Source organism: Marinomonas sp. (assembly GCF_039940335.1).
Taxonomy (GTDB): Bacteria; Pseudomonadota; Gammaproteobacteria; order Pseudomonadales; family Marinomonadaceae; genus Marinomonas.
Map to the genome: position 1 here is coordinate 226,740 of NZ_JBDVGW010000012.1, position 17,969 is coordinate 244,708.

Annotated in this window: 15 protein-coding genes; 11 read left to right on the forward strand and 4 right to left on the reverse strand. The window is 45.4% G+C overall.

The features are described from left to right. The first annotated feature begins 51 nt into the window (after window positions 1–51). The 4 genes from ABJF92_RS08475 (at window position 52) to ABJF92_RS08490 (ending at window position 5,976) form a co-directional block, all read left to right on the forward strand. A complete protein-coding gene (locus tag ABJF92_RS08475) occupies window positions 52–669 on the forward strand; it encodes a YigZ family protein (protein WP_446815355.1) in 618 nt (205 codons plus the stop codon). 2 nt (window positions 670–671) lie between these two features. Further along, entirely contained in the window at window positions 672–3,500 is a 2,829-nt protein-coding gene (rapA, locus tag ABJF92_RS08480; protein WP_446815356.1) for an RNA polymerase-associated protein RapA, read from the forward strand. 2 nt (window positions 3,501–3,502) lie between these two features. Next, complete coding sequence (locus ABJF92_RS08485; RefSeq protein ID WP_446815357.1) at window positions 3,503–4,141, forward strand: RluA family pseudouridine synthase; 639 nt, start codon at window positions 3,503–3,505, stop codon at window positions 4,139–4,141. Between the two features lie 164 nt (window positions 4,142–4,305). Then, entirely contained in the window at window positions 4,306–5,976 is a 1,671-nt protein-coding gene (locus ABJF92_RS08490; RefSeq protein ID WP_446815358.1) for a methyl-accepting chemotaxis protein, read from the forward strand. A 44-nt stretch (window positions 5,977–6,020) separates the two neighbouring features. Here ABJF92_RS08490 and ABJF92_RS08495 read toward each other — a convergent pair whose 3' ends face one another. Next, window positions 6,021–6,944, reverse strand: coding sequence for a histone deacetylase family protein (locus ABJF92_RS08495; RefSeq protein ID WP_446815359.1), 924 nt, complete (start codon window positions 6,942–6,944; stop codon window positions 6,021–6,023). A 35-nt stretch (window positions 6,945–6,979) separates the two neighbouring features. Next, on the reverse strand, window positions 6,980–8,080 hold the full coding sequence (locus tag ABJF92_RS08500; protein ID WP_446815360.1) for an HD domain-containing phosphohydrolase: 1,101 nt from the start codon (window positions 8,078–8,080) through the stop codon (window positions 6,980–6,982). Between the two features lie 138 nt (window positions 8,081–8,218). Between ABJF92_RS08500 and ABJF92_RS08505 the strand changes: the two genes are divergently transcribed. Then, window positions 8,219–8,662, forward strand: a complete 444-nt coding sequence (locus tag ABJF92_RS08505) for an EVE domain-containing protein (protein ID WP_446815361.1) — start codon at window positions 8,219–8,221, stop codon at window positions 8,660–8,662. A 22-nt stretch (window positions 8,663–8,684) separates the two neighbouring features. Here the strand turns inward: ABJF92_RS08505 and ABJF92_RS08510 are convergent, their stop codons facing one another. Further along, window positions 8,685–9,335, reverse strand: a complete 651-nt coding sequence (locus ABJF92_RS08510; RefSeq protein WP_446815362.1) for a hypothetical protein — start codon at window positions 9,333–9,335, stop codon at window positions 8,685–8,687. A 226-nt stretch (window positions 9,336–9,561) separates the two neighbouring features. On the opposite strand from ABJF92_RS08510, the gene miaB reads away from it, so the two are divergent. Genes miaB through lnt form a run of 5 tightly spaced genes read left to right on the forward strand, consistent with a single transcriptional unit; the run spans window position 9,562 to window position 14,900 of the window. Then, window positions 9,562–10,917, forward strand: a complete 1,356-nt coding sequence (miaB, locus tag ABJF92_RS08515; RefSeq protein ID WP_446815363.1) for a tRNA (N6-isopentenyl adenosine(37)-C2)-methylthiotransferase MiaB — start codon at window positions 9,562–9,564, stop codon at window positions 10,915–10,917. A gap of 12 nt (window positions 10,918–10,929) precedes the next feature. Then, entirely contained in the window at window positions 10,930–11,970 is a 1,041-nt protein-coding gene (locus ABJF92_RS08520; protein WP_446815364.1) for a PhoH family protein, read from the forward strand. Then, window positions 11,970–12,434, forward strand: a complete 465-nt coding sequence (ybeY, locus tag ABJF92_RS08525) for an rRNA maturation RNase YbeY (RefSeq protein WP_446815365.1) — start codon at window positions 11,970–11,972, stop codon at window positions 12,432–12,434. Before ABJF92_RS08520 ends, ybeY begins: the two co-directional genes overlap by 1 nt. 12 nt (window positions 12,435–12,446) lie before the next feature. Then, complete coding sequence (locus tag ABJF92_RS08530; RefSeq protein ID WP_446815366.1) at window positions 12,447–13,313, forward strand: HlyC/CorC family transporter; 867 nt, start codon at window positions 12,447–12,449, stop codon at window positions 13,311–13,313. A gap of 3 nt (window positions 13,314–13,316) precedes the next feature. Next, a complete protein-coding gene (gene lnt / locus ABJF92_RS08535; RefSeq protein ID WP_446815367.1) occupies window positions 13,317–14,900 on the forward strand; it encodes an apolipoprotein N-acyltransferase in 1,584 nt (527 codons plus the stop codon). Between the two features lie 6 nt (window positions 14,901–14,906). On the opposite strand, the gene ABJF92_RS08540 is transcribed toward lnt, so the two are convergent. Further along, on the reverse strand, window positions 14,907–15,332 hold the full coding sequence (locus tag ABJF92_RS08540; protein ID WP_446815368.1) for a hypothetical protein: 426 nt from the start codon (window positions 15,330–15,332) through the stop codon (window positions 14,907–14,909). A 163-nt stretch (window positions 15,333–15,495) separates the two neighbouring features. On the opposite strand from ABJF92_RS08540, the gene leuS reads away from it, so the two are divergent. Next, complete coding sequence (leuS, locus tag ABJF92_RS08545) at window positions 15,496–17,943, forward strand: leucine--tRNA ligase (RefSeq protein ID WP_446815369.1); 2,448 nt, start codon at window positions 15,496–15,498, stop codon at window positions 17,941–17,943. Window positions 17,944–17,969: the final 26 nt, after the last annotated feature.

A 17,969-nucleotide genomic window follows, 5' to 3' on the forward strand; every position in this document is an offset into this window, starting at 1 on the left:
CTATTTTTTATAATGAAATCAATCATTCTGGGATTCAGTTAATAAGTTTACATGGATTACTATCTAAGCCCAACACACACTCAGCGCTTTGATCTTGAAATCAAAAATAGTCAGTTTATTACCCATGTTGCACGCACCAAGGGTCGTGACGCGGCCAAAGCCTTTGTTCATCAAATCAAACAAGAATATCCAGACGCCAACCATAACTGCTGGTGTTTTGCCGCAGGCGTACCTAACAACGCCCATTTGTGGGACCAAAGTGATGATGGGGAGCCTAAAGGCACCGCCGGAAAACCCATGCTGAATGTCTTACAACATTCAGAGTTTGGTGAAACTACGCTTGTGGTGACGCGATACTTTGGTGGCATAAAACTCGGTGCAGGTGGCTTAGTGAGAGCCTATAGCCAAGCCGTGCAAGAGGCGTTGAGTCAGACCCTAAGTGAAAAAATTTACCCCAGATCACCTGTTCAACTAAAAATCGCCTACTCTTTATTGGGCAAAGTGGAATATTGGTTAGAACAGAGTGATATCGAAATTGACAATAAAACCTACAGCGACAGCATCGTCATTGATCTTGCTGTTATTGAACGCACCTGGCCCCAACAAAAAGTCGCACTTATCGACTTATGCCAGGGTAGCTTAACTTTAATTGAACCGGATAAAGCATAACCATGTATCAAACAGGACAAAGATGGAGTAGCCGCAACGAGCCAGATCTCGGCGTTGGCATGATTATCGAAAAACAAGGTAAGTCTTTCACCCTACATTTCCCGGATGCTGAAGCCGATCGTCAATATGCTAATACGCAAACCAGCTTAGTACGCCGTACCCTTACCGTTGGTGATCAACTGCACTTCCAAGACGAAACTTACACCGTTCTGGAAGTAGAAGAAATTGACGGTTTAATCGAATACCGCATTAGTGATGACGACGACTGGCTTGAAGAGTCCATCATCCAATTCCCACGCAACGACAAAAATGAACTCGATTCCTTGCTGGCTTTATCCCCAGCACGTCGTATGTGGTTTGACTTACGTCGTTACACTCTTGAGCACCAAGCAGCCCATGCAGCTTCCGATGTCCGTGGCTTAATGGGCTTAAAAGCCGAGTTGCTGCCTCATCAGATTTATCTAGCCCATGACATTGCTAATCGCCCACAAGCACGAGCACTGTTGTGTGACGAAGTCGGTATGGGTAAAACCCTAGAAGCAGGCTTAATACTGCACCATCGCCTGCTCAATGGTTTATGTAAGCGTGCCTTAATCTTGACGCCAACTAACTTACAACACCAATGGTTAGTCGAAATGCTACGTCGTTTCCATCAGCCGTTTTCGTTGATCAATGAAGCTGTCTACGAAGACTACATGGAAGGGGATGACAATCCTTTTGAACAGCAACCTTTTGTCATCGCACCAATTGATTGGGCCAGCCAACACCCACATGCTACTCAGCACATGCTAGAAGCCGGTTGGGATATGGTTATCGTTGATGAAGCGCATCATCTAGCTTGGCACCCTGAAACGCCTAGCATTGGCTACCAAGTGGTGGCACGCCTAGCGGCCACAAGTGAGTCATTATTACTACTAAGTGCTACTCCAGAGCAAACGGGTGAGCGTGAGCATTTCTCTCGCCTGCAGCTTTTGGACGCGGATCATTACCATAGCTTTGAGCGTTACCAAGCCCAGCAACAAGAGTTTAAACAAGCGGCTGAACTTGCAGAATTGCTACTGCCATACACTCAACAAAATGGTCCAGCAGCCGGTTTAAATTGGCCTGAAGTCTTTGCTGCCTACTTAGAAGAAGTAAAAAGCAAAGATTGGTTTATCAGTTTAACAACGGCCAGCACTGGTCAGTATAGTGAAGCGGTTACAGAAGCCATTAGCTGGTTGATTGACCGCCATGGTACGGGGCGTGAAATGTTCCGTAACACCCGTGCGGCAGTGGGTGGCTTCCCGAGTCGTCATTTGCATTCTTACCCGCTGGATAACAACGAACACTTTGTGTCGGCGAATCACCATGTTCAGCCTGAATCTGAGGTAGCAGATGGCTTATGGGAACAAGACCCACGCTGGGTTTGGTTAAAAGAGTTTTTGGAATGCCAAGCGGATAAAGTGCTCGTCATTTGTCACTCTGCCGACATGGCCCAATGGTTAAACGATCAGCTGACCTTTGCAGGCTTTCAAAGTGCCGACTTCCATGAACAAATGCCATTAATACACAGAGACAGAGCTGCGGCGTATTTTGCCGATGAAGAAGGCGCGCAAATTCTAGTCTGTTCCGAAATAGGCAGTGAAGGCCGAAACTTCCAGTTTAGTCATCATCTGGTAATGTACGATTTACCTGAACACCCAGACCTTTTAGAACAACGTATTGGTCGCTTGGATCGTCTTGGTCAGCTTAATGACGTACAAATTCATGTGCCTTACCTTAAAGAAAGTGTCCAGCAACGTTTATTCCACTGGTACCACGATGCCCTAAATGCCTTCTGTCGCACTACAGGTTCCGGTGACAAAGTAGAAGAAGCTTTCGGTGATAGCTTGCATGCTTACCTACATGGCCAAGATGACGATGCAGATTTACTGCAAGAAGCTAATCTCTACCATGAAGCCCTTCTTAAGCAAATGGAAGAAGGCCGCAATCGTCTACTCGAAATGAGTTCGTGTCGTCCTGAGCAAGCCCGAGCCTTGATCGATCAAATCAATGACCAAGCCACTAAAGGCCTGCATCACTATATTGAACAGGTAACTCACGCTTTCAATATCTATGCAGACTGTATTAACGATGACCCTGAAAAGAGTGCGTGGTTCTTACGCCCTTCCAGTGACATGATGCTCGAAGCCTTACCTGGCATCGAAGAGGAAGGCAAAATGCTGATGCTGGATCGCCGTCAAGCAAGCCAAAGAGAAGATGTTGCCTTTGCTACCTGGGAGCACCCGTTAATCACCATGCTAATGGATGAAGTACAGGGCTTTGATTCAGGCAAACTAACTTCGGCCATCTTACCTATCGCTGCACTGCCAGAGGGTACAGTGCTGGTGGAGAGCATGTTTATCATTGAAGCCACGGCCCACCCAAGGTTAAAACTTGCGCAATCTCTGCCTATGACCCCTATGTGGCAATTGTCGGATGCGAACGGTAAGTTCCTCCATCAGCAGTTTACGGCGGATAAATGGGCAGAAAAGCTCAAAGGTGTCCCCAACCGCGTAGCAGAACAATGGGTTGCAGCCCTAAGAAAAGACCTTATTGAAGTCTTGCAAGCTCACCAGCTGAATGCACAAGATCAAGCTCGCCCTATTGTGCAATCAGCCAAAGCGGCTTATCAGCATCGTTGCCAAAATGAGATTGAGCGTCTATCTGAGTTACAAACTTATAACAGCGCCATCAGTAATGAAGACATTCTGCAACTTGAGAAAAACATGCAAGAAGGTTTAGTACGTATCGATGAGCACCAAATTCGTTTGGATGCGATCCGCATCATATTGACCACTAAGCCGGAATAACCTTGAGTAAAACTAACCTCTCAATGTTAGACATTCTGTATGAAGATGACTGGTTCGCGGTCATCAACAAGCCTGCTAATTGCTTATCTGTGCCCGGTAGAGGGCCAGATAAGCAAGACTCTATTTTGCATCGTGCTGAACTCGTTTTTGGCGAGGCTTTTGCGATTCACCGATTGGATGAAGCCACCTCTGGCCTTATCTTGGTGGCAAAAACCCACGAATGCCAAAAGCGTATGTATGCTCACTTTCGAGAACGGGAAGTACAAAAAGACTACCGTGCATTAGTACGCGGCAGGCTCATGGGAGAACGCGGTGAAGTGCGCAAACCCTTAAGATGCGACTGGCCTAATCGTCCACGTCAAATCGTTTGTACTGACCAGTGGAGCAAAGATTCCATCACCTTATGGGAGCATTTGAGTTACGAAAATGATCTCACTCGAGTGCGCTTAATTCCTTATACAGGTCGCTCCCATCAGCTTAGAGTGCATATGCAAAGCTTGGGGCATGGCATTGTAGGGGATGAATTCTACGATGAACTGTTTGATAACGAACCAAGACTTTTACTGCATGCTTACCGGATTGAGTTTCGACACCCTTTTACAGGGGCTTGGCTGGCATTCGTAGCACCCTGTCCCTTTTAAAAAATAAAAGGAAAAACTTACAAAAGCATACAATACTAAAGAGTCGAGTTTACAATAAACCCATGCTGTCTCTAAACTCACAACCCAATTTACCGATATACTGTAAAACATCTAGTTAAAACTAGGTAGATTTTAAACAGACCCATTATGAGAACCTACCCATTATGTTCAAGTCCTTAAAGCTGCGCATTTATTTACTGTCTTTTCTGCCATTTTTATTAATTGCGGTTATCAGCGCTTTTATTCAGATAAAAACGCTTTCAGAGGTCAATAGTGGCGTCTCTACTCTTGTCGAAAACTCCACGATTGAAATCGAGAAGAATCGTTTAAAAACGGTTCTTGATTCTTCTATTAGTGCTATTCAAGACGACATCAATAAGCCCGGCATCCAAGGCTTAGCCGATGCGCTCGCGAAACTAAATAAGATCAAGTTTGATAATGGGCAAGGTTACTTGTATGCCTACGATACCAAGGGCAAACGCGTCATGCATGGCGCTGGCGCACCTATAGGCGGCGACTTTTGGCAGGCAAAAGATAAAGCAGGCAACCTATTCATCCAAGATATCGTCAACGCAGCGATGAAGGGTGACGGTTACAGTGTCTTCTTTTTCCCGAAACCCGGTAGCACAGAGGCTGCTGAAAAATACGGTTATGCGGTGTACATCAAAAAATGGGACATTGTGGTGGGTTCTGGCTTTTACATCGATAGCACAGACGCCATCATTGGTGGTATCCACTCCTCCATTGATGACATCCAGAATGAAAGCTTAGTCAGCAGTTTCATCATTTTAGCGGTGATTTTTGCAGGCCTCACGCTACTCGTCATCTTCTCATCGCAAACCATTCTGAACGCGTTAAGCCTGCTCAGTAAATCTGTTCATGATCTAGCCTCTGGTCGAGGAGACTTAAGTCAAAAACTGCCTAACAGCTCCATTGATATTTTAAACAATATCGCTATGAGCTTTAATCAATTTCTTGAATCCATGGCGTTGGATATTCGTGAACTTAAGAAGTCTAGTGATGCTCTGCACGCTATTTCTGCCAACGCGAATCAGCAAAAACTAAAACTTGAACAGGTTTCCAACAAGCAGATCGATGAAACGAATATGGTTGCCACCGCCATTGAAGAAATGGCGTCTAACTCTATTGAGATTGCCGACAACGCTAAGTCCACGAAATTAACGGCAGAGAGTACGGAATCTGAAATTCAAGAGGTGGTCAAACAAGTCCAGCTATCTGGCCACCAGCTAGAGGAACTGAGTCGTGTGCTGAACAACGTTGAAAGCTCTGTAGAAGTGGTTGGTGTCAACGTAGAAGAAATCAACCTTGCTCTTGGCGTTATACAAGGCATTTCTGAACAAACCAACCTACTGGCGCTTAACGCCGCTATTGAGGCCGCCCGTGCTGGTGAACAAGGTAGAGGTTTCGCTGTTGTTGCCGATGAAGTGCGAGGCTTGGCGCAGCGTAGCCAAGAAAGTACCGTAGAGATCAAAGATATCTTAGAGAAGTTACAAGCCAGCGCGGAAAAGACCATCAATGATATGAAGGGCTCGGTTTCTCAGCGGGAAAAAGTGACAGAAGCTATGGCAAAAATTAATGACATCATTGCCTCTAGCACCGAATCCATTAAGAATTTGACGCTGATGAATGTTCAGGTAGCCAATGCGGCCAACGAGCAATCCCAAGTCGCCAACAGTATTTCGCAAAATGTGTCGGGCATCGCCTCGCTTGCGGAAAACATCGGCGAGGACTCTGCCAAAACAGCCCAACAAATGGCCAAACTGGAAGAGCAGTCTCAACTCATCAAACAAATTACGGATAAGTTTAAGGCCTAATATCGTTCAAGATGGCAAGCAACGTCCAGCCAGTGCTTGCCATCTTATCGAATATTCCAAACCTGATGAGCCGCTTGATGCAATAGACTGTGGCGCCAGGCCACCTTCTCTTCCTGCCGATCGTAGCCCCCTCCGATCACACAAGCGGTTGGAATTTTTGCCTCCAAACAGGTTTTTATCACATATTTATCCCGAGCAAAAATGCCATCATCGGTAAGGTTCAAATAACCTAACCGGTCATCCCTATGCACATCAACTCCCGCATCGTAGAAAACAAAATCCGGCTGATGTTCTTCCAGTAACTTAGGCAAGGTATCTTGTATAATGGCAAAATACTCAGCATTTCCAGCACCTTTTGGGACCTTAATATTCACGCCGCCAGTTTCTTTAAGGGGCGGGTAATTCTCCTCACAATGCCAAGATACGGGAATGATATCCTGACGGTCATGGAAAAAAGCAATGGTGCCGTCCCCTTGGTGTACATCACAGTCTAGTATCAACACCTTTTTGGCTTGGCCTTCATGGATTAAATTGATCGCCGCCACCGCCAAATCATTAAAAATACAAAAACCCGCCCCGGCAGCAGGTTTGGCATGATGGGTTCCCCCAGCTAAGTGACAAGCGAGACCATGCTCCAACGCTAATTGACTGGTTAATAAGGTGCCAGAGACCGCTCGTAAGGTTCTTTCCACTAACCATTCAGACCAAGGCAGCCCTATTGCCTTTAATTGATCTGGGGGTAGTTCGCCACGAATAAAATTTTGAACATAGTGCTTATCATGGGCGGCCATCAACACCCTTAGCGACATAGGGTTAGGCTGATAATGGTTTGCTTTAGTGAGAATGCCCTGCTGCTGCAGTGTTTCGGCTAACAGACCAAATTTCGCCATGGGAAAGCGATGACCTGCTGGAAACGGAATGGAGTAATGAGGGTGATAAACTAAAGGGAGTAAACGGGACTCTTTCATTAAACTGTCTTATTGAAGCGGTGAACGATTGGCTATTATTTTCTTTTAGCCACTAAGACCTTACGAATTGCCCCATTAAAACATTCAACCAAGTGAGGAGGAAAGCCTTTACCACTCTCAAAGTTTATACTTTGAACCGCCTGTAACGCACTCTTATTGTATTCACTAGCCGTCTTGCCCCAGACAATATCAATAAAGGTCACAGCCATAGACAGAACAAACGCCCCTTGAGGTATCATGCCACCCACTATGCCTTCTGGGTAACCACTGCCATCAAAACGTTCCTTGTGAGCTTCAACAATATCTGCCGCTTCCTCCCAGCCTTTATGGCTACGCAGCAATTTAGCCCCCACCTTTGGATGATTCTGCTTTGCCTGCTGTTTAGCAACGGGGTCATCCTTACACTTTAGAATCATCGCCATCCCCATGTTGTGCATATAGGCAGCGGCACTCAATTGGACAGGACTTGTTTGCGCAGTGGTTTCTGCATTGATCAGCAAACACAGTTTTAATATTCGCTCACTTCGTTCGGATGAATACCCTAGCAGAGGATTCAGCTTCTGGCTGAATTTTAAAAATTCATCAATATCTGCTTGCTGCTCGAGAGTATATTCAATCTCGGTTAGGAGTGGCTGTGCTGGTTGTGGCTCATCCTCAACATCTGTTTCATCGCTGAACCTGGCCAGTATTTTTTTGGCTAAAAACGGGTGCTGCTGAGTGTCTTCATGGGCGTAGAGTTCATCCAGACCTTTTTGCAACACCATCAAGGTAGCATGCTCTGCCCCATGATGCTGGTACAAGTCTTGTAGCAGTAGACCTACTTGTTCCACTACGACATTGATCAATTCCCCAAGGGTATAATGATAAGCAATATAGCCCCCTCGCATGCCATCGACTATCTCTTCTAATCGATGTAAAACATCTACTAAAGGGTCTAAAAAACAGACGGAGCAATTGCCCTTCATGCTGTGTAATGAACGAAAGAGATTGTCCAGTTTCTCAAAAGAAAAACCTTCATCCTCGATGCTATTAATAACGGCTTCCATCTCTTGCTGAGCTTCATCAAAACATTCAATTAGATCCGTTTTGAGCTCTTTTTCCAGAGCGGAAAATTCTTTACAAGCAAAATGGCTCATACACCTCCAAGCGTGGTTTACTCCGTTACACCAACATCGCCGCAATAACATTAGTAGTATCACAAAGTCATTACAGATAAAATCCTAACCACATAAAATTCACACTCAAAGGTAACCACTGTGCCCAGCTATTGGTTAATGAAATCTGAACCTGACGCATTTTCCATCGATGATTTAAAGCAGATGCAACAGTCTCCATGGGATGGGGTACGTAATTACCAAGCGCGCAATTTTATGCAAGCGATGAGCGTGGGCGATCTAGTGTTCTTTTACCATTCTAGTTGTACGCCTGCGGGCATTGCAGGCATAGCAAGAGTCTGTCAACGCGCCTATCCAGACCACACGAGCTGGCAGCCTGAATCCCCTTATTTTGATCCGAAATCCACTCCCGAAACCCCAAGGTGGTTTATGGTAGATATTGAATTTGTAGAAAAGTGGCCGAGTTTATTAACCTTAAAGACCCTCAAACAACACCCGGCCTTGCAACAGATGTTGCTTACTCAAAAAGGCAGCCGCTTGTCCGTTATGCCAGTGGAGGAAGCGGATTGGCAACTCATACTCAGCACACTGAAACCCAGCTAACCTCTCCTCTATAACTCTCCCTCTAATGATAAGCCCGGTCTTTATCCTTTAAGGTAAAAACCCGGTCAAAATAGTATTCTATGGCCACACCAAAATAGCTTAGGTCATTATTTTTACGGGCAATAAGACCAACACTGGCTAACTGCTCAAGAGAGTCTGGTTGGAAGTAATGCTCAAGTCGCCATACGTCTTTATCATCAAACCGCTCTTTATATAAGGAGACTCGGCGGGTGTCATCTAAGTAATAACTCATACCAATTCGGCTACTAGTTAGGTTACTTAACGACCTGTCCGCGCTGACGTACTGCCCCATAAAGGAGAAATTCTCAAGAAATGCATCGACCATAAGGCGCCCCGTGACTTCCCTTTCGCTTTCTTGACTGGCATCTTTAGGCACAAGCTCTGTCACCCCCAAACCTGCACCAATACGACCATAGTCATTAAATAAAAACCAATTCGAAGCTAATTCAGATAAAGCATAAGTATCTTTATCTGAACCGGTTATCAGATAATTACTGTTTAAATACACTTGGGTAGAAGAGTACTCTCCCAACGGCATATTCACCTTGGCATCGATATTCAATAAGGACTTTTGATCTAATAGCCCATAGCCTAAACCCAACTCAAAATTCACGGGGTCTTGCTCTGCCCAAAGAGAGGAGCTTAGGCCCATAGCACACATCAATATAAGATAGTATTTTTGCAAAACGTTAGGATATCCTTGTCTTAATACTCGTTATCGTTTAACCCTCAAAGGAACACCTAAGCAACCGACCAAATAAGACTTTTTTGCATATAAAGTACTCGTTTAGAAGCACACCTCTGTGATTCATCTGCAAAGCCCAATATAATAGACCCAAAGTCGATAAGACAAACTCTTTTTTAGGTTTAAAGGTTACATGGCAAAAAAATTATTTATTCAAACTCATGGCTGTCAAATGAACGAATATGATTCGTCTCGTATGGCTGATTTACTTGGCGATAGTCATGAAATGGAACTCACCGAAAATGCAGATGAAGCTGACGTATTGTTGCTTAACACCTGTTCAATTCGTGAAAAAGCTCAAGACAAAGTATTTCATCAGTTAGGTCGTTGGAAAAAGCTTAAGCAAAAGAACCCAGATCTAGTCATTGGGGTGGGTGGTTGTGTGGCCAGCCAAGAAGGTGACACCATTCGTAAGCGTGCCAAGCACGTGGATATGATTTTTGGCCCGCAAACCTTACACAAGCTACCAGAAATGGTGAATGCTGCAGCTAAGCACATTCCCATTACGGACGTCACTTTCCCTGAAATTGAGAAATTTGACCATTTGCCAGCCCCTAAAGTGGAAGGTGCTGAGGCCTTTGTTTCTGTCATGGAAGGTTGTAGCAAGTATTGTACTTTCTGTGTTGTTCCTTACACCCGCGGTGAAGAAGTAAGCCGTCCATTCGACAGTATTTTGGTCGAAATTGCACAGCTTGCTGAACAGGGTGTTCGCGAAATTCACCTACTGGGCCAGAACGTAAACGCCTACCGTGGGGAAACCAGCGATGGCGACGAAGCAGACTTGGCGGATGTTATTCATGCTACGGCCAAAATCGAAGGCGTGGAACGCATTCGTTTCACTACCTCTCATCCTGTTGAGTTCACTGATAGCCTAATTGATGCTTTCCGCACTGAACCTAAATTGGTGAGTCACTTACACTTACCAGTACAAAGTGGTGCTGACAGTGTGCTTAGTAATATGAAGCGTGGCCATGACCGTCAATACTACATTGATAAAATCAACCGCATTAAAGAAGCTCGCCCAGGCATTAGTTTGTCATCTGACTTTATCATTGGTTTTCCTGGCGAAACGGACGAAGACTTTATTGATACCATGAACTTGATTCAAGAGATTGGTTTCGACCACTCTTTCAGTTTTGTTTACAGTCAGCGCCCGGGGACACCTGCTGCCAATCTAGAAGATGACACCCCTGAAGAGGTGAAAAAAGAACGTCTGGCAATTTTGCAGCGCCGCATTAGCCAACAGTCTTATGACATAAGTTTGGCCATGGTAGGCAATGTAGAACGCATTCTTATCAGTGGTTATTCACCTCGTGATCCAGGCCAGCTACAGGGTCGTACCGAAAACAACCGTATTGTGAACTTCAGTGCCAGCGACCCACAACTTATTGGCAAATTTGCCGACGTTGTCATTACAGACGCTTACCCGAACTCCCTACTTGGTGAGTTCATCGGCTCTGAACTTGACAGTGATTTTATACTTCATTAAGTAAGGTAACCCTTGGAAACGACTCTTACAACTCAACAAATACGCTTGCTGCCGGCAGATGCCGGTGCATTGTCCCTACTGTGTGGACAATTAGATGAAAATCTCAAACAAGTAGAAAAACGTCTTGAAGTTACCATCCAATACCGTGGCGAACTTTTCGACATTTCAGGCGAAAGCGCAGACCATGTGGCCGCCACTAAATTGCTTTTAGAAAACCTTTACCGTGAAGCACTTTCCAATACAGCAATTTCACCTGAAACCATTCATTTGTACCTACAAGAGTCTGCCATTGAGTCTTTGAACAAGGTGAAGAAAGGCAACGCAGAACAGCTTGTCATCAAGACACGTAAAGCCTTTATTAAACCTAAAGGCCAGAATCAGCAAGGCTATGTAAAGCAGATTCGTAAGCACGACATTAACTTTGGTATTGGCCCCGCTGGTACAGGTAAAACCTACCTTGCCGTGGCTTGTGCGGTTGAAGCACTCGAGGCCGATCGTGTTGAGCGTATTATGTTGGTACGCCCCGCCGTCGAAGCGGGTGAGAAACTGGGCTTCTTGCCAGGGGATTTATCACAAAAAATCGATCCTTACCTGCGCCCATTATACGACGCTCTTTATGAAATGCTTGGCTTTGAATTGGTCGACAAGCTAATCGAGAAGAATGTTATTGAAATCGCCCCTCTTGCCTTTATGCGTGGTCGTACTTTAAATAACTCTTTTATCATTCTTGATGAAAGCCAAAACACCACTCGCGAGCAAATGAAGATGTTTTTGACGCGTATTGGTTTTGGTTCTACTGCAGTGATCACAGGCGACACCACACAAGTTGACTTACCTCGCGGCACCTCTTCTGGCTTAGCCCATGCAATGCATGTATTGAAAGGCGTGAATGGTATTAGCATAACTCACTTCAGCTCTTCCGATGTTGTTCGCCACCCTTTAGTACAGCGTATTGTGGAAGCCTACGACCGTTTTGATGTGGAAGTTGAAACAGAGAAAAAAGCGCGCAATCAAGCTCGTCAAGATGCTCAAAACTCAACAGGTGAGTCCTAATGGCAAGCCTAGAGTTAGATTTGCAAATTGCCACACAAGACAGCCAAGGCATGCCTACTGAAGAAGACTTTGCTCTATGGGCAAGCAAGGCACTACCAGAGCGTGACGATGAGTTTGAAGTCACCATTCGCTTAGTCGACGAAGCAGAAAGCCAACAGCTTAACCATGACTATCGAGGTAAAGACAAGCCTACCAATGTCTTGTCTTTTCCTTTTGAGGCCCCTCCAGGCATAGAGTTACCATTGCTGGGTGACCTGATCATCTGCCGACAAGTGGTTGAGCGAGAAGCACAAGAACAAGACAAAACATTATTTCACCATTGGGCACATTTGACTGTCCATGGCATCTTGCATTTACGTGGTTATGATCATATAAATGAGGATGAAGCAGAAGAAATGGAAGCGCTAGAAGTCGAACTATTAGCCCAACTGTCCATTAACAACCCTTATTTGATAAAAGAGTGAGTTCACACCCCAATGAGTGAAGACCGATCGAGTAGCTCCAACGATCAACAAAAATCTTGGTTTGAGCGTTTAGCGCAAGCCTTTCATGATGAACCAAGAAGTCGCAAAGATATTGTTGAACTCTTAGAAACAGCCGTAAAATCTGACATTATTGATCAAGACGCTTTCACCATTGTAGAAGGTGCGCTGGAAGTTTCTGAGGTACAAGCTCGTGACATTATGATCCCGCCGTCACAAATGGTGGTGATCAAATCTGAAGATGACCCAAAAACCTCAATCCGTAAAGTGATTGAATCGTCCCATTCACGCTTCCCTGTTGTGGGCGAAGACTCGGACAAAATCCTTGGCGTCTTGTTAGCCAAGGATTTACTTCCACTCCTCTTCAAAGACGAAGAAATTGTTATTGATGATATTTTAAGTCGTTTACGTCCTGCTAACTTTATTCCAGAAAGTAAGCGTCTAAATGTTTTGCTAAACGACTTCCGTACCAAGCGCTACCACATGGCCATCGTACTTGATGAATACGGCAGTGTCTCAGGCCTTGCCACCATTGAAGATGTGCTAGAGCAGATTGTTGGCGAAATCGAAGATGAAACCGACAAACTAGACAGTGAAGACATTCAAGCAACAGATCAATCTGGTGTATTCAGAGTTTCCGCACTATGTAGCATTGAAGAGTTTAACGAATTTTTTAAATGTGACCTTAGCGAAGAAGAGTTTGACACCATTGGCGGCATCTTAGTACAACAATTTGGACATGTTCCACTTAGAGATGAGTCCATTGCCTTTAATGGTCTTCACTTTAACGTCATTAAATCTGATGGTCGTCGTGTAAAGACGATCCAAGTCTCTCAGCCTTTTGCGGACACCGCGGAATAAGATATGAATTCGTCTCGTCATGATGCTCTCTTAGCAACTAAGACGGGGCGAATTTCCCTCCTGTTAAACCATCTGTCCTCTTTCCCCACTCCAGTTATTTATCTAATAGGCATTGTGGCAGGACTAATTGGAGTGAGCAGCTTCTCCCCTTTCCATTTCTGGCCAGCGTATTTCATCACCATTGTGGTGTACGGCTTGCTCGTCATGACCAGTCCGACAGCAAAAGTCGCCTGTTATCGAGGCAGCTCTGTCGCTCTAGGTTTTTTCTCTGGAGGCGTCTCTTGGGTGTTTGTCAGTATTTCCGAATACGGGCAGGTGGGGAACCTCATAGCGGTCGTCATCACTCTTGGCTTTATCGCTGTTTTGACCCTGTTTTGGAGTTTCTCTGCTTGGCTTGGCTGGCATCTTAGCCGAAAAATCCCACAATTACCCAGCGGTTTTGCCATAGGCTTAGGCTTACTAATCGGTGAATATCTAAGAAGTCATTTATTTACCGGCTTCCCTTGGCTGCTACCCGGTTATGCCATTCAAGACACTTGGTTGTTTGAACTGCTGCCCATTGGTGGTATTTGGCTAACCAGCGCCTTGGTTATTTTAACCAGTGTCAGCCTTGCAGCTTTATTAGCGAGACAGGCTAATCACTGGTCTGTGTGGCTAAGTGTACTCAGCTTATGGGGGGTAGCGGCCGCCCTACACTTTAGCCCTATGCAGTGGGTTTCTCCCGTTGGGGAACTCAAGGCCACCTTAATTCAAGGCAATGTCAGTCAAGACGAAAAGTGGCTGTCCCAAACCGCCCGCACCTCTTTGGCTGAATACCAGCAAACCACCATAGAGCACCTAGACAGCGATCTGGTGATTTGGCCAGAAACCGCCATCACCTATTTATACCCACAAATACGCCCTCATCTAGAAAGCTTTATCGAAGAATTAAGCCAATCAAACACCAGTTTAATCACCGGTATCCCAGATAAAAACATCGAAACAGGCCAGTACTATAATGCCATCTGGGCAACTGGAAATGGCTTTGGACTTTACTACAAACAACGCCTGGTACCATTTGGAGAATACATCCCTCTAGCCTCTTTTATTGGTCCTATTCTCGATATTTTTAATATGCCCATTGCAGGTTTCTTGCCGGGAGAAGCCAACCAGCCCGCACTACAAGTGGGAGAATGGGCCGCTGCTCCCTTTATTTGTTATGAGATTGTCTACTCAGAACAGGTGAGAAACATGGTAAGAGACAGTGATTTCCTTGTCACAATCAGTAATGACGCTTGGTTTGGTGCCTCCATTGGCCCTTGGCAACATTTACAAATTGCCCAGTTCCGAGCCAAAGAAAGCGGCCGTTTTGTGTTACGAGCAACCAACACAGGGGTAACCGCCGTCATTAATGAGCGAGGTGAAATTCACGCCCAAGCACCACAGTTTGAGAAAACCAGCCTCACCTCGCAAGTTCGCCTTTATAACGGCACAACCCCGTATGTGCAATGGGGTAATCTGATGACCCTAGCGCTACTCGCCCTTATCGGTTTTTTATGCCTACTTGCGCCTTCCAAGCGAGCGCACAAACCCGCGTCTAAAAACTAGGCACAATTAATCATGGCTTGATAACAAGCCGTAATGACATACTTCGCAGGCATTCAGTGACTGACTTTTCAATACTAGGTTATTATGGCCACAAGCCATACAGGTATACTCTCCTGCCGGTACTTCATCCCCCACCACATGACAATTTTGTAGTGGTACAGGGTTATTATTCACATGGTTAATTAACCACAAAAGAGCTGCATCTTCTTTTTCATCCAGTTCATGAATCAGATCTTGTCCCTCCTCCAAAACCAGATGCCAGTTAGCGTCAATCCAAGCTTCTGTATAACCCATTTTATCGTGCCAATAAGCGCCCATTAGCGCTACATCTTCCAGTAGCCAATCTTTAGCACCGATTAAAGTTTTGCGTGCTTCCTCCACTAAACGTGAATCCGTTGGCGTATTTACCCCATCTTTTTTCATAGAATTCATAACTCCTCCTATATGCACCTTCTCATTAGCCTAGCATCCCTATAAAATAGCGGATATTTACAGACTCTGTTGATTACAAAGCATTTGTATCACATCACCGTATGACTCTAACCTAGAGTACAGAACTGCCAACCTAACATCGAACATGGGATGCTTAAACATCATGCAAGAGCAATACAATCCGCAGCAAATCGAACAAGCTGCTCAATCTTTTTGGGATGAAAACAAAGTATTTAAGGCTGTTGCCGATTCCAACAAAGAGAAATTCTACTGTCTTTCCATGTTTCCTTATCCTAGTGGCCGTCTCCATATGGGCCATGTTCGTAACTATACAATTGGTGACGTTATTTCTCGTTACCAGCGTATGCAAGGTAAAAACGTTTTACAACCTATGGGTTGGGATGCATTCGGCCTACCAGCAGAAAACGCAGCCATCAAGAACAAAACCGCACCAGCCAAATGGACCATGGAAAACGTTGCCTACATGAAAGGCCAACTCAAAGAGCTTGGTTTTGGTTACGATTGGGACCGTGAAATTGCCACTTGCACACCTGAATACTACAAGTGGGAACAATGGTTCTTTACTCAGTTGGTGGAAAAAGGCTTAGCCTACAAAAAAACCGCAGCGGTAAACTGGGATCCAATCGATCAGACAGTATTGGCCAACGAACAAGTTATTGATGGTCGCGGCTGGCGCTCTGGTGCTTTGGTCGAACGCAAAGAAATCTCTCAGTGGTTTATCCGTATTACCGATTACGCTGAAGAATTGCTTAACGACCTTGATCAATTAGATGGCTGGCCAGAACACGTTAAAGCCATGCAACGTAACTGGATTGGTCGTTCTGAAGGCTTAGAATTCAGTTTCGCCGTTGAAAGTAAAGAAGAGCGTTTGTCTGTTTACACCACGCGTCCAGACACCATCATGGGCGTGACCTATGTTGCTGTCGCAACACAACACCCGTTATCTCTTGAAGCGGCGCAAACCAACCCAGAACTTGCTGCCTTCATTGAAGAGTGCAAGCTTATATCAACCACAGAAGCCGACATGGCAACCGTGGATAAAAAAGGCATGGATACTGGCTTTAAAGCCGTTCACCCAATCACAGGTGATGTGGTGCCAGTGTACGCCGCCAACTTTGTATTGATGGACTATGGTTCAGGCGCAGTCATGTCTGTTCCTGCTCACGATCAGCGTGATTTTGAATTCGCTAAAAAATACGGTTTAGAAATCAAACAAGTTATCAAGCCTGCTGGCGAAGAAGCGATTGATTTAGACAACGCGGCGTTCACTGAAAAAGGCATTCTATGTAACTCAGGTGAATTTGACGGCTTGGCCTTCAAAGAAGCTTTCGATGCTATCTCAACTTGGATGACCGAGAACAAGCTTGGTGAAGTCAAAGTTAATTACCGCCTACGTGATTGGGGTGTAAGCCGCCAGCGTTACTGGGGAACACCTATCCCGACCATCAATCTAAAAGACGGTTCTGTGGTGCCAGTTCCAGCGGACCAACTGCCTGTTGAATTACCAACAGATGTCATCATGGATGGGGTTAACTCACCTATCAAAAACAACCCTGACTTCTCCAACATCTTATTCAACGGTGAAGAAGCCGAACGCGAAACTGACACCTTTGATACCTTCATGGAGTCTTCTTGGTACTTCGCGCGTTACTGCTGCCCAGATTCAACCGATGCAATGCTAACAGAAGAAGCTAATTACTGGCTTCCTGTTGACCAATACATTGGTGGTGTTGAGCATGCCATCTTGCACTTGTTGTACTCACGCTTTTTCCACAAATTGCTTCGTGATGCTGGCTTAGTAAACTCTGACGAACCATTCAAGCGCTTGTTGACTCAGGGCATGGTAAACAAAGACGGCACTAAAATGTCGAAATCCAAAGGTAACACAGTTGACCCTCAACAAATGATTGAGAAATACGGTGCGGATACGGTTCGTCTATTTATCATGTTTACCGCCCCACCAGAGCAATCACTAGAGTGGAATGACGCCGGTGTCGATGGCGCTTCACGTTTCCTACGTCGTCTATGGGCGCTTTCTTACCGTCATACCAATGCTGGCAAAGTCGGTGAATTAGACGTTTCAGCCTTGAATGGTGCGCAAAAATCCTTGCGTCGCAAAACCCACGAAACCATTCAAAAAGTAACCGATGATATTGAACGCCGCCAGACCTTTAATACTGCTATTGCAGCGGTTATGGAGCTTTGCAACGAGATCAGCAAGTTCGAAGATACCTCTGCACTTGGTCTTGCAGTAGAGCGTGAAGCCTTAGAAGCGGCAACCTTATTGTTGTCTCCTATTGTTCCACACATCGCTCACCAACTTTGGACAGACCTTGGTCATACTGACAATGTTGTTGATACTCCTTGGCCTGCCTTAGACGAAGCGGCGCTGGTGAAAGATGAGCTGACCATCGTTATTCAGGTACTGGGTAAGAAACGCGCCGAATTAACGGTTTCTGCAAGTGCAGACAACAAGACCATTGAAGCCGAAGCGTTAGCCCACCCAGGTGTAGCGAAATACCTAGAAGGCAAGACCGTTCGTAAAGTAATTGTGGTGCCAGGCCGCTTGGTAAACATAGTCGCTAACTAAGACTATTCCTCTAAGAGGTGGTCAAA

Excerpts from the sequence above, each read along its gene's own strand:
- ABJF92_RS08500 (WP_446815360.1), bottom strand. The coding sequence starts at position 8,080 with ATGAGCCATTTTGCTTGTAAAGAATTTTCCGCTCTGGAAAAAGAGCTC.
- rapA (WP_446815356.1), top strand. The coding sequence starts at position 672 with ATGTATCAAACAGGACAAAGATGGAGTAGCCGCAACGAGCCAGATCTC.
- lnt (WP_446815367.1), top strand. The coding sequence starts at position 13,317 with ATGAATTCGTCTCGTCATGATGCTCTCTTAGCAACTAAGACGGGGCGA.
- ABJF92_RS08475 (WP_446815355.1), top strand. The coding sequence starts at position 52 with ATGGATTACTATCTAAGCCCAACACACACTCAGCGCTTTGATCTTGAA.
- miaB (WP_446815363.1), top strand. The coding sequence starts at position 9,562 with ATGGCAAAAAAATTATTTATTCAAACTCATGGCTGTCAAATGAACGAA.
- ABJF92_RS08505 (WP_446815361.1), top strand. The coding sequence starts at position 8,219 with ATGAAATCTGAACCTGACGCATTTTCCATCGATGATTTAAAGCAGATG.
- ABJF92_RS08530 (WP_446815366.1), top strand. The coding sequence starts at position 12,447 with ATGAGTGAAGACCGATCGAGTAGCTCCAACGATCAACAAAAATCTTGG.
- ABJF92_RS08510 (WP_446815362.1), bottom strand. The coding sequence starts at position 9,335 with ATGGGCCTAAGCTCCTCTCTTTGGGCAGAGCAAGACCCCGTGAATTTT.
- ABJF92_RS08490 (WP_446815358.1), top strand. The coding sequence starts at position 4,306 with ATGTTCAAGTCCTTAAAGCTGCGCATTTATTTACTGTCTTTTCTGCCA.
- ybeY (WP_446815365.1), top strand. The coding sequence starts at position 11,970 with ATGGCAAGCCTAGAGTTAGATTTGCAAATTGCCACACAAGACAGCCAA.
- ABJF92_RS08495 (WP_446815359.1), bottom strand. The coding sequence starts at position 6,944 with ATGAAAGAGTCCCGTTTACTCCCTTTAGTTTATCACCCTCATTACTCC.
- leuS (WP_446815369.1), top strand. The coding sequence starts at position 15,496 with ATGCAAGAGCAATACAATCCGCAGCAAATCGAACAAGCTGCTCAATCT.
- ABJF92_RS08540 (WP_446815368.1), bottom strand. The coding sequence starts at position 15,332 with ATGAATTCTATGAAAAAAGATGGGGTAAATACGCCAACGGATTCACGT.